Below are 14,196 nucleotides of genomic sequence, written 5' to 3'. Positions count from 1 at the left end.
GCCCCGAGGCGCTCCTCGGCGAGAGCGGCCTCCTGCGCGCTATGCTCCGTCATGCTCGCGTCCAGAGGTCGCCTCGTGTCCCGCGCGCACGTCGCAGCGCTCATGCTCGTTCTCCTCCTGCCAGCCGCGTGCGCTCGCGGCCCGGCAGCGCCATTCGCGGCGCCGTCGCGACCCGCCGGCATCGCGGCGCTGCCGCTCGCGGACTGGCAGCCCATACCGCTCCTGGCGCTCGAGCGCACCGCGATCACCCACCTGGCCGTGCCCGCAATCGACGTTCACACGCACCTGCACCGGGTCGTCGACGTGGCGGCCGAGGTCGCGCGCATGGACGCGCTCCACGTCGAGACCCTGGTCAACCTCGATGGCTCCTCGGGCAAGCGCCTTCTGCGCGAGCTCGAGCGCTTCGATCGCGCCTATCCAGGGCGCTTCCTGACCTATGCCAACCTCGACCTCGCGCTCGTGGGCGCGCCGGGCTGGGGCGAGCGCGTGGCGGCGCAGCTCGCGACCGACTTCGACGCCGGGGCCAAGGGGCTCAAGATCTTCAAGGAGCTCGGGCTCACGGTGCGCACGCCCGAGGGCCGGCGCGTCGCGCTCGACAGCCCGGAGCTCGAGCCGGTCTGGCGCACGTGCGCGCGCTACCGCCGGCCCGTGCTCTGGCACGTGGCCGACCCGGCGGCGTTCTTCGCCCCGCTGGACGCGAAGAACGAGCGCTGGCACGAGCTGCACGAGTTCCCGGGCTGGTCGTTCGCGGACCAAACGCGCTTTCCGACCCGCGCGCGGCTCTTCGAGGAGCGCAACCGCGTGATCGAACGCCACCCCGACGTCACCTTCGTGGGCGCGCACATGGGAAGCTCGTCCGAAGACCTGAAGCAGCTCGCGGGCTGGCTCGATCGCTTCCCCAATCTGCAGGTCGACATGTCGGCCAGCATCAGCGAGCTGGGCCGGCAGCCGCGCGCGGCGCACCGCTTCTTCGTGCGCTACCAGGATCGCGTGCTCTTCGGCACCGACCTCAAGAGCGCCAGGACCGCAGGCTACGAGGTCTATGCGCGCTTCCTCGAGACCGACGACGACTACTTCGACACCGAGGCAGCGAACGGCCGCCAGGGGTTCTGGAGGATCTACGGAATCCACCTGCCCGCGCCCGTGCTGCAGAAGATCTACCGCGGCAACGCGCGCCGCCTGCTCTGGCCCGCAGCTCCCGATCGGCTGGCGGCGCCCCCGTGACGCTCGGCGCCCGGCGCCTATCACGGTGAATTCATCCACGATGTGACCTCGGTGAGAGACCGGTGGCCAGCATAGCGATGCGCGTCATCCACGGAAGACGAACCACCACGCGGTGCGCAATGCCGGTGCCCGCTCGGCGGTTGTCGGCCGGCCCGCCGGCTCGCGCGCCCCCTGCCCCGTCCGCCACCGCTCGCCGCGCCACCGCTCGCCGCACCACCGCTCGCCGCACCACCGCTCGCCGCACCACCGTTCGCCGCGCCACCGCTCGCCGCACCACCGCTCGCCGCGCCACCGCTGCTGCGAGCGCGCGGCGCCACACCCCGCCTGGAGCGCCGCCCGACAGAGCGGGTGGGGCTGGGAGCGGGCGTATCACACACAGCGCCGGCGGACGGCCGAGATTGTGCCGGGTCCCAGGGGTGCTGGTGTATACTGGCGGCCGATGGCCCACGCAGGCTCGGACGCGGCGGAACCGGCTTCATGGCGCAGGATTCCGCGCGTCGGGGATGTCGTCGGCGGCAAGTACCGCGTCGAGCGGGTGCTCGGCCGCGGCGGCATGGGGATCGTCGTCGCGGCGCACCACCTCTCGCTGCGCCACCGCGTCGCGCTGAAGTTCCTGCTGCCCGAGGGGCGCACGACGCCCGGCGCCACGGAGCGCTTCTTCCGGGAGGCGCAGGCCGCGGCGGCGATCGCCAGCGAGCACATCGCCCGCGTCATCGATGTGGGGCAGACCGACGACGATCTGCCCTATTTCGTGATGGAGTACCTGAATGGCATCGATCTGGAGGCGCTGCTCGAATCGCGGGGCCCGCTGCCCGTGGAGCAGGCGGTCAGCTACGTGATCGAGGCCTGCGAGGCGCTCGCCGAGGCGCACTCGCTCGGGATCGTCCACCGCGACCTCAAGCCGGGCAACCTCTTCCTCGCGAGCCGCAAGGACGGCTCGACCCTGATCAAGGTGCTCGACTTCGGCATCTCGAAGGCGTCCGAGGAGGGCGTGCTCGGCCTGAACGCCCAGCTGACCGCATCCGCCGTGGTGCTCGGCTCCCCCCGCTACATGTCGCCGGAGCACATCCGCAGCACCCGGACGGTCGACGCCCGCAGCGACATCTGGGCGCTCGGCATGACGCTCTATCAGCTCCTGACAGGGCGGCTGCCGTTCGAGACCGAGTCCGTCTCGGCGCTGTTCGTCAGCATCGTGACCGACGCGCCCGTGCCCCCGCGCAGCCACCGGCCCGAGATCCCGCTCCCGCTCGAGTGGGTCATCCTGATGTGCCTCGAGAAGGATCCGGCGCGCCGTCCCCAGACGATCGCCGAGCTGGCCACGCTGCTCGAGCCGCTCGGGTCGGAGTCCGCGCGCCAGACGGTGGCGCGCATCCTGCGCAGGGCGATGGGGAACGAGGCCGTCGACGCGCCGCCGGCGCCGGACCGCCCGCGGGCCATCGACGAGGAAGCCGAGACCCTGACCGGGCCGATCGGCCCCACGCGTGGGTCCCGGCACAGCATGAGCGAGCAGGCGAAGGAGCGCGCCTCCTCGATGCCACCCACGCGGGTCTCCGCTCCACCCTCCGTCGCGACGGCGGCATCGCCATCGATGCCGCCCGCGCGGGTGTCCGTCGCTCCTCTCACGCTCACCGCCACGGCCTCGCCGTCGGTGCCGCCCGCGCGGGTGTCGGTCGTATCTCTCACGCCCACCGCCGCGGCCTCGCCGTCGGTGCCGCCCGCGCGGACGTCGGCTGCCGGACCTCCCTCCGTGCACACGTTGCCCCCGGATGAATCGCTGGCGCCGACGGCGGCGCCGTCCAGACGGGGCGAGCGCGTCGCCGCGGGGGATCGACAGGAGCGGCGCCGGCGAAGCATGGTCGCGCCCCTCGCGGCGGCGGCGCTCATCGCGCTCCTCGGGGGCATGGCGGCGACCGCGTGGCTCGGGCGCGGCGCGGCGCCGGCCCCGGGCGCGCCGCCCGCCGGCGAGGCGGCCTCGCAGGTCGCGCCGGCGCAGGACGAGCCTCCCGCGCCCTCGATCGAGGATCCCGGGCCTTCGTCCCTCCCGCCGCCGCCGCCGGAGGTCGCCTCGCCGCCCACGGCCGCGGCGGCCGCCGCGGCGAGCGGGTTCGCCACGGCCGGCGCCGCGCTCGCGCCGCTCGGCTCGGCGAAAGCGGGCCGCCCGCGCGCGGTGCTCGCGCCGTCGTCGCCGTACCCGGCCAGCAGCGAGCCGGCGCCGACGAAGGCGACGCGCCTGCGCGAGCGCCGCTAGCTGCATGCGTCGAGCGCCCTCGACCACGCGCGCTCGCCGGTGGAGGCTCGCCGCGGTGCCCCTCCTCGCGGGCGCCATGCTCCAGGCCCCCGCCGCCCGCGCCGACGGCGAGGGCCAGGCCGACGAGGCCGACCTCCATTTCGACCTGGGCCGCGATCTCTACAAGCAGGGGCAGTTCCAGGCCGCCCTCGAGCACTTCCTCGCGTCGAACCGGCTCGTGCCGAACCGCAACGTCGTCTTCAACATCGCGCTCACCTACGAGGAGCTGGGCCGCTTCGCGGACGCGCACCGGTACTACGACGACGCGCTCGAGGGCGAGGCCGACCCGGAGGTCGTCGCCGAGCTCCAGGCCGCGCTCCAGCGGATCGCGCCGCGCGTGGCCGTGCTCCAGATCGTCACGTCGCCGCCGGGGGCCAGGATCTACGTCGATCGCAAGGACCTCGGCGCGCGCGGCACGGCGCCGCGCCGGCTCGCCATGTCCGAGGGGCGCTACCGGATCCTCGTCGAGCTCGCGGGCTACGAGCCCGTGGCCGTGGACGACGTGCCGGTGAAGCTGGGGCAGAGCAAGGAGGTCCTCATCGTGCTCCGCCGCATCGTGGGCACCGTGCGGGTCGACGTGCGCGGCGCGAGCGAGGCCACCGTGCGCGTCGACCACGACGGCGCGCCGGCCGCCTGCACCGCCCCGTGCGATCTCGACCTGCCGCCGGGCCGCCACGTGCTCCATTTCTCGCGCCCGGGCTTCGAGGCGGCGCCGCAGCCGCTGACCGTCGCCGCGCACGAGACGGTGCCGATCACGGCGACGCTCAGCCCGCTCACCGGCTCGATCCTCGTGCGCGCCGACGAGCCCGACGCCCTCGTCGAGATCGACGGCCGCCCCATGGGCTTCACGCCGTCGGTGATCCAGGGCGTCCCCGTGGGCCGGCGCCGCGTCCGCGTGAGCCTGCGGGGCTTCGCGCCCGTCGAGCGGACGATCGAGGTGACGGCCGGCCAGCAGGCGGAGCTGCGCGACGTCACGCTGGCGCCGCTCCGGGAGGTGTCGTCGGCCTCGCGCGTCGTCGAGCGCCTGGAGGACGCGCCCGCATCCATCAGCGTCATCGAGCAGCACGAGCTGCGCGCCTTCGGGTACCCGACCATCGCCGAGGCGCTGCGCGGCACGCGCGGCATCTACCTCTCGAACGATCGCGTCGTCTACTCGGCCGGGATCCGCGGGCTCGGCGAGCCGCTCGACTACGGCAACCGGCTCCTCGTCCTCTCCGACGGCCACTCGACGAACGACAACGTGCTGAACGCCTCGTTCGTGGGCTCCGACGCGCGCGACGACCTCCACGACGTGGATCACATCGAGGTCGTCCGCGGCCCTGGCTCGCTGCTCTACGGCACGGGCGCGCTCTCGGGCATCGTCAACCTCGTCCCGCGCGGGCGCGACGAGCCCACGAGCGCGCACGCGGCGGCCGGCACCTACTACGACGGCGTGGGCCACGCGCGCGCCGGGTTCCACTACAACGCCCGCAGGGACGCGGGCGTGCAGGCGAGCGTCTCCGGGGCGCGCTCCGACGGGTTCGACGTCCCGGTGGCGCTGCGGGACCCGGGCGAGGGCCCGCGCGTGCAGATCGCCGAGCGCGCCGAGACCTTCCGGGCCGGCGGCACGTCCGGGCGCGCCTGGTACGGGCCGTTCACGGCGCAGTGGATGTACCACGCGCGCGAGCAGCTCGTCCCGATCGGCTACGTGGGCACGCGGCTCAACGACCTCGGGACGAGCTACGAGGACGCGCACATGATGGCCGAGGTGCGGTTCGAGCCGCGGCTCACGCCCGACCTGCAGCTCATGGCGCGCGCCCACGTGAACCGCTTCGTCTGGCACGGCGCCTACGCGTTCGACGAGGGGACGATCTTCGAGCAGCAGCACGGCACCTGGCTGGGCGGCGAGCTCAGGGCGGCGTGGACGCCGCTCCCCTGGCTGAGGGTCACCGGCGGCGGCGAGGTGCAGGCGCACCCCGAGGCGACGCTGAGCAGCGTGCTCGCGGACGGCCGCGCGCACACGAAGCCCGTGCCGTACCGCTTCGGCGCCGGCTACCTCATCCTCGACAGCTCGCCCGCGCCGTGGGTCCGCCTCTCGTGGGGCGCGCGCCTCGACGTCTACAGCACGTTCGCGCCGATCGTGGTGCCGCGCGCCGCGGTCATCCTCCGGCCCGCGCCGGGCGGGGTCCTGAAGATCATGGGCGGGCGCGCCTTCCGCGCCCCGAGCATCTCCGAGCAGTTCTACACCGACGGCAAGACGCAGGTGCCCGCCGTCGACCCCGCGCGGGGCCTCGTGCTCAAGCCGGAGTCCATCGCTTCCGCCGAGATCGAGTACTCGCAGCGCGTCGGCGACGACTGGACAGCGCTCGGCGCCGTTCACGCGAGCAAGCTGTCGGACCGGATCACCTCCGAAGAGGACAGGCCCGGCGAGCCCGGCGTCGTGCGCTACGTGAACAGCCGTCGAGACGCGTTCGTGGCGGGGTGTGACGTCGAGCTCCGCCGCGAGTGGCGCCAGGGCTGGATGCTCGCGGCGACGTACGGCTACCAGCGCGGCGAGCTCAGGCGCGGCGAGCGGCTGATCAACGCACCGGAGCACCTCGCGTCGTTTCGCGGCGTCGTCCCGGTGGTGGAGCGGCTCGCCGCCGCGGGGCTCCGGATCAACCTGGAGGCGCCCCGGCGCATCGGCCGCAGCTCGGCCGACGAGACAGCGGGCGCGATCGTCGCGGACCTCACGGTGTCCGGGGAGCTCCAGCGCTTCCACAGCCGCTATGTGATCGGCATCTACAACGCGATGGACACGCGGTACGACTACCCGGCCGCGGAGAGCTACCTCTCGGCCACGAGCCGGCAGAACGGCAGGACCTTCCTCGCCGAGATCACCGTCAGTTATCCATAGCTCCGCGCGTCCAGCGTGCTGCTGCGCGCGGGTCTCAGGCGGCCCGGAGATGCCGACCACGCGGACACGCTCGAGCCACGCGGAGACGAGCGAACGGTCGGTCTGCCAGGCGCCGCCGTTACGGGGTGCCGTAATCGTGCCGGAAGCGGCGGAACAGGTTCCTAACCGCGCTCGCCGAGGGGACGCCGGAGACCGCGAGCGCCTCGAGGAGGGTGCCGTCATGCGGGAAGCTGCTCTGGCTGTCTCCGCCGAGCGTGAGCCCGGTCACCGTCACGTTGTTCAGCGACACCGTGGTCGAAGCGCCGTCGATGAGGATCGCTGAGCTGGCTCCATTCACGATCACGCCCACGGCGTGCGCCACGAGCGGGTTATACCCGGTCACCTGCCGGGTCACAGCGCCGTCGCTGAAGGCCAACGAGGTGGCCGTGTTGTTGTAGAACAGCGCCCCTGAGCCAGCGTTCGTCCTCCCGATGATGGCGCCGAGCGCCGTGGAATTCTTCTTGAACACGGCGAACAGGGCATAAGGCGCGGCGAGAGAAATCCCGTTCAGGCGATACTGTTGCAGGATGTTAGAAAACGAGATTGCCGGCGCGTGGTTGAGGCCGTCGATCTCGAAGGCCGCGGGGCTCCCTGGGTACTGGATCGTCCAGTGTCTCGAGTTCCCGCTCCGGTCGACGGCCTGGCCGATCCCGAGCGGCAACCTCCAGTAATGCAGGTTGCTGTACGTGGCAGAAGGGAACGTGAGCGTGATCCCGGTCGTACCGAGCGCGACAACGCCGCTCGACGGCACCAGGACATTGTTCTCTGCCCACACGCCACCGCCGTGAATGCTCCAGTCGAACCTCGCGGTGCCGCGCGGCCCCCCCAGGACCACCTCGACATGCAGCAAGCCGGTGACCGTCGACGTGCCGGCAGCGGTCAGGGCAGGCGGTGAGGGGCCGAACCCGGCGGGCGTCCCGGTCACGGCCCCACCGGGGAGGTCAAACCCAGCTTTGACCCAGGTAAAGAGCCCCGGAAGATGGATCGGGCTGAACGGGAAGGCGTCCCCGGCGCATATCGCCGTCATCTTCTCCTGCCCCTTTTCGTTGGGATGAATGGTGTCCGCCGCGTTGTGCGCGGCCGCCGCCTCCGACGTCCACGCGGAATCGGCATGGATCACCTCGCCCCACGGAGCGAGCGCGGCGACCGCCGCCGCCTCCGCGTCGCGCTGCGCGTCCCAGGACGTGCCGGCGACGTCGTTCTCGGTCACCTCGCGCGTGTAGGTCATGGCGCGCACCACCACGCGCGGATCGGCCTCTTTGATCGCGTTCGCGAGGTCCACCTTGAACTGGACCACGTTCGCGGCCGTCGTTTTCTGGTTGGCGAAGTCGTTCCTTCCGATCTGGACGATCACCTCGTCGGGACGGTGCGCCAGGATCTTTCTGGCGAGCGCGCGGCACGCGGCGACGGAAGGCGTCGCCGTCCCGGTAAGATGCACGAGGCCATCCCCACCGCTGCCATGGGTCATGAACTCGAGGCCCTTGCGCTGCATCTGGAGCTGCCACGACGTCATGCCAGAGAACGCGGTGTACGCGCCCGCGCCCTTCGAATCGACGATGGCGATGATCACGCGAGCCGGGGGAGGTGTGACCTCGAAGTTCGATGCGGCTGGCACGTAGATCCCACCAGGGAAAACGCCGATGTTCTCGCCACGGACGGCGACCAGCGACGCCGTGTACGGGGATGCCATCTGAGGACCAGAATAGACTCTGATCTTGCGCGGCACGGCGCTGCGTGCGGCCGGAACGCTCACCCTGCTGAACGTGGTCGAGTTCCACGCCACGGGGAGCACCGGATCGATGGGCTCGCCGTCGGCCCAGACGGACGGATACGACCGGTTTCCGTTTCGCCGGTTCACCGTGTCGTAATACTCGACGTCAAGGACGTCGGCGTCGGTGGACAGCGCGTAATACGCCAGGTTGGACATCTGGAGATGTCGAGGGTTGCGCCAGGCGGTGAGCTTTTCGTACCCCGCCTCACTGGAGCCGTGGAGCAGCGCCGGGTGCACGTCCAGACGGTAGAAGTCGGGGTAGAGGACCCCCGTGGCGCCCACCGGGCGAATGCGGAGCCTGCCGCACAGGAACGTGGCCTGCGTCGCGCCGCTGCGAACGACGACCCGCGCGCGGTACGACAGCCCCGCGGTGACCGCGAGCGATGGCGTGATGCAGTCCGTCGGGGTGCTCGTGGGCGTGAACGACGCCGACAACAGGACGGAGGAGCCCGCCGCGTCCAGGATCTGGAGCTGGAACGCGCCGGAGCTCCCGACCCCGGACGGGAGCGACACCCTGTCGAGCTCGAGGCGCACCGCGGGGACCTCGGACGGGACCGCGAACCAGCGCTCCTTCATCGCGCCGTCCGGCGCGGCCTGGTCGTGGTTCACCCAGATCAGGCTGCGTTGCCCGTCGGCGTCGACCCCCGCCAGGGGCAGGCACCGCGGGGCCAGGTGCGGCCGCTCCACGTGCCAGGCCATCGACTCGAGTCGCCCGGGGCCGAGCGAGTTCCTATCCACGTGCAGCCCGGCCGGGTACGCGAGGCTCATGTGTCGCTCCGCGCGAGCTGACAGCCGTGCTCCCAGCCCGGGCCGACGTTGGTCCACGCGCGCGTCGCTCCCGCGGGCCCCTCGGTGATGACCGCCAGGGCTCCGAGCTGCGGACCTTCGACGATCTCGATCGCGCGACATCGAGCATCGACACCCTCCGCCGGGATGGGATCGGGGAGCTCGAACTCCTCCCCATCCGGCGGCACACCGATTGAATCAGGATCTGCCATGGCACGTTGTCTACTATACAGTGCCAATCCTGTCGAGGTCGCCCGTCAGGCGTCCGATGCCGGGGCGCCGGCGTGGCGGGGGTCGGCGGAGGCGGCGATGGAGGGGCCTCCCGAGCGCGCGGGGGCGGAGGGCCACCCTTGCTCAGGTTCGGCGCCACGACCCCAATGGCGCGTGGCCATGTCGTCCGCCTCCTCCTGGTCCACGTCGAACCCCGCAGCGCAATCTCTCTTCGCTCGCGCGACAGATCCATGGCCGGATTTCTGACACGCGGAGAGAGCGATCAAGAGCGCAGAGGGCGCTGGCCCAGGTCGGGAAAGAACCGCAGGAGATAGCCGTCGGGGTCGGCGACGACGAACTGGCGGTTGCCGAGCTCCGTGTCGCCCTCGCGGTGCCACCTCTCCTCGAAGGGGATCACGATCTGGAAGCCGCCTGCGCGCACGCGCTCCGCTCATGGTCGTTCCGCGCGAGATCGACCGATGGATCTAGCGGAGTCGCGGTTCATCGGGCAGAGCCTAGAACACCGAGCACGTTGAAACCCGGAGAATTTTCACAGGGAGGCGGGGAGGCGGGGAGGAAGAAAAAAGAATGAATTTCTCCCTCTTGCCGTCTCTCGCTCCCCGCCTCCCCGTCTCCCTGTGGAATTCCTGCTTTTTCTCGTGGTTTCAACCCGTTTGTCGGCAGCGCGAGGCGGTCCACCTGATCTTCGGTGAGGGCGAGGCAGATCAGCCCCCGGCCGTGGGTCGCCATGAAATTGATGGCGGCCGGCGTCGCATGTTCCGCCAGGACGACGAGATCTCCCTCGTCCTCGCGCGCCTCGTCGTCGACGAGGATCACCATGCCACCGGACCGGAGCTGCTCGACGGCAGCCTGAACACGCAACGTGGATGTCGAAACAGCCATGGATCCCTCTTCGCTCAGCGGGCCGGAGCCGGCGCCGTCAGCCCTTCGGCTTGCCGTTCGCGTCCCACTCGGCCCAGAAGCGCTCGAGTCCGGCGTCCTTCAGCGCCCGGTTGAGGAAGCGCCGATCGGTCCAGGGCTCGACCTCGAACGTGCTCCTGATCAGGCCGTACTTCTTCGAGTCGGCGACCGCCGACTTGTACCGGGCGATGGCGTACTCGTCGAGCAGCGGGCTGGCGTTCTGCTTCATGTCCTCGCCCTGCTGCGCTTCCTTGTAGTTCGCGAAGGGCGTGCCGGACTTCGACCAGAGCTGGAAGGCTTGCGTGCGGTTCTTCTCGTCGGCGACCCACGCCGCTGATTTCACCGCGAGCGTGATGATCTTCTGCACGACGTCGGGGTAGTCGTTGATGAAGTCCTCCCGCGCGATGATGCCTGAGTTGCTCGGGTAGGTCGGGGAATCCCCCTTCGTCGTGTAGACGATCTTCGCGATCCCCTGGTCGCGCAGCGAGAGATAATCCGTGCCGCCGAACACCGCGTCGATGTCCTTCGTGGCGATCGCCGCCTTCGCGGTGGAGGCATCCATGCTGATGGACCGGATGTCCCTCTCGCTCAGCCCGTGGCCCTCGAGGATCCGGTTCGCGGACAGCTGCGAGGCCGTGCCCTTCTGGAAAGCCACCTTCTTGCCGCGCAGATCCCGGACGCCGGTGATCGGCGAGTCGGCGGGCACCACGAGGTAGGCGTGTCCGCGCCGGCTTGCGCTGGCCAGGAGCCGCGTCTTGAGGCCGCTCGCCCGGCCGACCACGGAAGGCAGGTGACCGTGGGTCCAGATGTCGAGCAGGTTGTTCGCGACCGCCTCGTTCACGGCGGGGCCGGCGCCGCGGAAGAAGTTCCACTTCACCTCGATGCCGTCCTTCTTGAACTCCTCGGCCAGGGTCCCCTTGAGGTGCAAGAGGGAGAAGTAGCTTCCCCCGGTGACGGGGCGATTGGCCACGCCGACGCCGGGTACCCCGACGCGGATCACACTGGGCCCGGCGGCCCGGGCCCTGCCTGCCAGAAGCGCTGCCGACACCGCTGCTGCGGCGCCTCCCAAGAACTGACGTCTTTGCATGGCGCCGCGATGTGCACCGTGCGTGCCATTCCATGAAACGCCTGGAATCAAGGGGCTGCAGCGAGGCGCTGTTGCCAGGGAAGCACCCGATCCGCAGGGCTGCTGGCGAGCGGCCCATGGCGGAGGCCGCCGCTGCAAGGCCGCGTCAGCCGCCGAGCCCTCCCGGCCGGGCGCTCGCGAAGATCGCGACGTTCCTCGGCGTCACCTCGGGCTCGAACACGATCGCCGCCTCGACCTCGTGCCCTCGCTCGCCGAGGGCACTCGCGCGATCCAGCGCGACCGCGACCTCCGTGAGCCGGGCCAGGAGCGCGCGCGGCAGCGTGAGCCGGCGCATCTGGCCGAACGCCGCGCGCGCCGCGACCTCGCGCTCGCGGAGCTCGGCCTCCGTCGCCGGGCCGAGGCCCCGCAGCGCGAGCGCCCTCGCCGCGAGCTCGCGCAGCCCGCCGTGCGCTCGCCGCCGGTTGATCCCGCGCATCTCCTCGCCCAGGGCGACGTCGAGCCCGCGGCCGCGGAGCAGCGACAGCAGCGCGTGCCGCCGCTCGCGGGCCAGGAGCTCCTCGTCCAGGCTGGCCTCGACCCCCGCCGGGCGCGCCGTCAGGTTGGTGAGCCCCAGCGCCTCGCGCCGAAGGACGAGCCCCGCCGCCCTGGCCGCGGCCGAGAGCGGGGCGCGGGCCGGCGCGCCGATCTTCTGCAGGCAGCACGAGACGAGCGCCAGGTCGCAGGGCGCCTCGGCCGCCGCCGTCACCGTGCGGTCCCCGAGCTCGCCGCAGGCGTGAAGGCCGACCGCCAGGTCGTCCGGACCGAACGCCAGCGCCTGCTCGAAGGCGTCGAACGCCACGAAGCGCGCCCGCCCCCCGGCGGCCAGCGCCGAGGCCGTGGCCACGCGGTCGGGCTCGCGCTCCAGGCCGACCGCATCGCGATCGAAGCGCGCGGCGGCCAGGCGGGTGAAGTGGCCGTGCCCCGCCCCCACGTCGACGAGGCGGCGGGCGCGGGCGGCCATGGGCGCCACGGCGCCGAGCAGGGCCTCCAGCTGGAGCCGCTTGCGCGCCGGCACCGCCCGCAGCTCGTCCAGCGACGCCGGCGGGAGCCGCTCGACCGGCCGCCGAGGCAGCCTGGCCGCCTCGTCCGCGGCCCGCGCCAGGGCCACGAGGCTCGGGGGCGCGCCCTCGAGGCCGTCGACGCACGCGGCGAGCCCCTCGGCCTCGCAGCGGGCGAGCTCGGCGTCGGAGAGCGCCAGCAGGAAGCCCGTCCAGCCCCGCGCCTCGCACCAGGCCGGCGGCGCGCCCTCGTCGACCCGCGCATCGACGATGTCGAGCGCCGGCACGAGCACCTCGAGGGCGCGCGCGAGGCGCTGGGCGACGGAGGGAGGCGTGGTCGATGGGGGCATGCGCGGACCGGAGGCAGGGCGAGGACTACCGGATCCGCGCCGCGCCAGGAAGGCGCCTCGGGCGCGCCGCCGGGCGGAGGCCCTGCGTCCCGGGTTGGCTGAGCTGAAACTCGCCTTTCTACCCAGTTCCTGCGCCGGCTCGCGCGCGAGATCCAGGCGCAGTACGGCGCGAGCGCGGCGAGCGCCGCGCCGGCGCAGGACCCGCGGGGACCAGCGGCTCGATCGAGCGCCTGGCGTGGGTCATGTGGTGTTCATGCCGCGCGCCCGCGGCCTCCGTTTGGAAACCGGACATTCGACGATCCGGGCAGACGACAACCAGGCATCGAGACGGCCCTCGGCATTCCCGGCATCGCGTCGCGCTACGGCTCCGACGACCGCCTACGCTGCGTGCGGGCGGATTCGCCACCTGCACGCTTCTGGAGACCCCGCGAGGGGCACGGGAGCCGCCGGATCTACCTGGCTGGCTCACCACAATTTACATTGCCGGGCCGGCGCGCCGCGCTGTTTTCACCAGGGCGATCCTGCTCGCTCGATGTCAGCGGGGCGTTTCACGGGCGGACCCTCGTGATCGACCGCGGAGCGCTCGACGCCCACTTCACCACGCTCACGGGCGCTGCGCTGCGCGGCCCGATCCTGTTCGGTACGGCGCTCGACATCGAGGACGGACCGGGCAGCACGGTCCACGAGGTCGCGCAGCTCTTCCGCCGCCAGATAGCGCAGTCTTGGGCCTCGCCAATGCTGCTCGCTGCGCTGCGTGGTGCTCTCTTCACGAGCCTCCTGGTACACACCCGGCACAGCCTATCGGAGATCCTCGATGCACCGCAGCCGCGCGTGGCCCCGGCGTGCGTCCGCAAGGCTGAAGAGTACATGGCCGCGCACGCCGCGGAGCCCATCGCGCTGGCCGACATCGTCGCCGCGGCGGGCGTGCCGGAGCGGTCCCTGCGAGCAGCCTTCGTGGCGAGCCGGGGAATACCGCCGATGGATTTCCTGCGGCGGCGCCGGTTCGAGCTCGCGCGCCGCCAGCTGGCCGAGCCCTCGGCCGGCACGTCGGTCGCGGGCGCCGTGGCCGCGCTCGGGCTCGGCAACCCGGGGCGGTTCAGCGTCGAATACAAGCGCCGGTTCGGCGAGAGCCCCTCCGAGACGCTGTCCGCGGGGCGCGCGGCCGCGGGCTTACCGCTCCTCCGGCCGCGGCGCCGGCCCTGAACGTCACGAGCGCTGGCCCCCACGAGCCACAACTCCGGCGACAACACCACCCCGGGCCAGCCGCCCACAGCTCACCATGGCGTACCGGTCGTCGGGCTCGACCTCGACGTATCGCGCAGATCGCCATCTCTCGCGCGCGCGAACGATGGCGCCTGTCCAGAAACGGCAGCGAGCTGTCCATGAACGGCAAGACAAACGCACGGACGAGCTCGTCGCTGTTGCATCCTCGCCTGAACCTATGGTGGAAGATCGCTCCCTCATCGAACTCGGCAGGGTCGCCGCGGTCGGTCACGGCGGTGCGTCGTGATCTCCGCAGGTGAGGCATTCAGACAGCAGCAGCAGCAGGCGGCGGCGCGCGACTGGACCTGGGCGACGGGAGCTGGCGGCGCGCACACACCGAATGCCA

Annotated in this window: 8 protein-coding genes and 2 pseudogenes; 4 read left to right on the top strand and 6 right to left on the bottom strand. The window is 72.0% G+C overall.

The window, feature by feature from the left end:
- The first annotated feature begins 102 nt into the window (after nucleotides 1-102).
- The 3 genes from WMF44_RS12315 (at nucleotide 103) to WMF44_RS12305 (ending at nucleotide 6,386) form a co-directional block, all read left to right on the top strand.
- Nucleotides 103-1,224, top strand: coding sequence for an amidohydrolase family protein (locus WMF44_RS12315; RefSeq protein WP_437299321.1), 1,122 nt, complete (start codon nucleotides 103-105; stop codon nucleotides 1,222-1,224).
- Between the two features lie 439 nt (nucleotides 1,225-1,663).
- Nucleotides 1,664-3,472, top strand: a complete 1,809-nt coding sequence (locus WMF44_RS12310) for a protein kinase domain-containing protein (RefSeq protein WP_437299320.1) — start codon at nucleotides 1,664-1,666, stop codon at nucleotides 3,470-3,472.
- A 55-nt stretch (nucleotides 3,473-3,527) separates the two neighbouring features.
- Nucleotides 3,528-6,386 (top strand): TonB-dependent receptor domain-containing protein, encoded by a 2,859-nt coding sequence (locus WMF44_RS12305; RefSeq protein WP_437299319.1) that lies wholly within the window; start codon nucleotides 3,528-3,530, stop codon nucleotides 6,384-6,386.
- A 118-nt stretch (nucleotides 6,387-6,504) separates the two neighbouring features.
- Here WMF44_RS12305 and WMF44_RS12300 read toward each other — a convergent pair whose 3' ends face one another.
- From WMF44_RS12300 to WMF44_RS12275, 6 genes and pseudogenes are all read right to left on the bottom strand, one after another.
- Nucleotides 6,505-8,964: an SGNH/GDSL hydrolase family protein gene (locus WMF44_RS12300; RefSeq protein ID WP_437299318.1), complete on the bottom strand. Its 2,460-nt coding sequence runs from the start codon at nucleotides 8,962-8,964 to the stop codon at nucleotides 6,505-6,507.
- Nucleotides 8,961-9,194, bottom strand: coding sequence for a hypothetical protein (locus WMF44_RS12295; protein ID WP_437299317.1), 234 nt, complete (start codon nucleotides 9,192-9,194; stop codon nucleotides 8,961-8,963). Before WMF44_RS12295 ends, WMF44_RS12300 begins: the two co-directional genes overlap by 4 nt.
- A gap of 281 nt (nucleotides 9,195-9,475) precedes the next feature.
- A pseudogene (locus WMF44_RS12290) lies at nucleotides 9,476-9,604 on the bottom strand (bleomycin resistance protein); the annotation flags it as partial.
- Between the two features lie 266 nt (nucleotides 9,605-9,870).
- Nucleotides 9,871-10,095: pseudogene (locus WMF44_RS12285) on the bottom strand (3,4-dihydroxy-2-butanone-4-phosphate synthase); the annotation flags it as partial.
- 37 nt (nucleotides 10,096-10,132) lie between these two features.
- Nucleotides 10,133-11,083 carry an ABC transporter substrate-binding protein gene (locus WMF44_RS12280; protein ID WP_437299316.1) on the bottom strand — a complete coding sequence of 317 codons (951 nt, stop codon included), beginning with the start codon at nucleotides 11,081-11,083 and terminating at the stop codon, nucleotides 10,133-10,135.
- 262 nt (nucleotides 11,084-11,345) lie between these two features.
- A complete protein-coding gene (locus tag WMF44_RS12275) occupies nucleotides 11,346-12,587 on the bottom strand; it encodes a methyltransferase (RefSeq protein ID WP_437299315.1) in 1,242 nt (413 codons plus the stop codon).
- 387 nt (nucleotides 12,588-12,974) lie between these two features.
- Between WMF44_RS12275 and WMF44_RS12270 the strand changes: the two genes are divergently transcribed.
- The gene (locus WMF44_RS12270) at nucleotides 12,975-13,790 is read left to right on the top strand and encodes a helix-turn-helix domain-containing protein (RefSeq protein ID WP_437299314.1); all 816 of its coding nucleotides are present in this window, start codon (nucleotides 12,975-12,977) and stop codon (nucleotides 13,788-13,790) included.
- The last annotated feature ends 406 nt before the right edge of the window (nucleotides 13,791-14,196 follow it).

The organism is Sorangium sp. So ce426, assembly GCF_051475585.1.
GTDB lineage: Bacteria > Myxococcota_A > Polyangia > Polyangiales > Polyangiaceae > Sorangium > Sorangium cellulosum_B.
The sequence above is the reverse complement of the archived record's forward strand: the minus strand, read 5'-3'. Positions and strand labels throughout refer to the sequence as shown.

Coding starts and splice junctions, on each gene's coding strand:
- WMF44_RS12315 (WP_437299321.1), top strand. CDS start 103: ATGCTCGTTCTCCTCCTGCCAGCCGCGTGCGCTCGCGGCCCGGCAGCG.
- WMF44_RS12300 (WP_437299318.1), bottom strand. CDS start 8,964: ATGAGCCTCGCGTACCCGGCCGGGCTGCACGTGGATAGGAACTCGCTC.
- WMF44_RS12275 (WP_437299315.1), bottom strand. CDS start 12,587: ATGCCCCCATCGACCACGCCTCCCTCCGTCGCCCAGCGCCTCGCGCGC.
- WMF44_RS12295 (WP_437299317.1), bottom strand. CDS start 9,194: ATGGCAGATCCTGATTCAATCGGTGTGCCGCCGGATGGGGAGGAGTTC.
- WMF44_RS12310 (WP_437299320.1), top strand. CDS start 1,664: ATGGCCCACGCAGGCTCGGACGCGGCGGAACCGGCTTCATGGCGCAGG.